The sequence below is a fragment of the Priestia sp. SIMBA_032 genome, from assembly GCF_046535215.1.
Lineage (GTDB): Bacteria > Bacillota > Bacilli > Bacillales > Bacillaceae_H > Priestia > Priestia aryabhattai.
Genome location: NZ_JAWRXD010000301.1, coordinates 1 through 332 on the forward strand (window position 1 = coordinate 1; position 332 = coordinate 332).

At 38.6% G+C, this 332-nt stretch carries 1 protein-coding gene; it reads left to right on the plus strand.

The genetic code is table 11. The features are described from left to right. Nucleotides 1-332 (plus strand): PhoU domain-containing protein (locus SB717_RS34485; protein WP_410907348.1); only part of this gene is annotated, 332 nt, incomplete at both ends.

Here is a 332-nt window from a genome sequence, read left to right on the forward strand (position 1 = left end):
TCACCTACGGATTCTGAAAAACATTCTGTTTTAGCAGGTGTTGTTGGAGATATTGAACGTGTCGGTGATCATGTAGAAAACCTTGTAGAACTTGTAGATTTCCAAATTTCAAACCGTGTTTCACTATCAGATGAAGCATTAGCTGAATTAAACGAAATGCTAGAATTAACGATTTCAACACTGCAAGACGCAGTTGAAGCTTTAACAAACTTCGATACTGCACTAGCTCAAACTGTTATTGCAAAAGAACGCAAAATCGATCAAATGGAACGTGTTCTTCGTAAACGTCACGTATTACGTCTAAACGAACGCAGCTGTTCAGGTGATGCAAG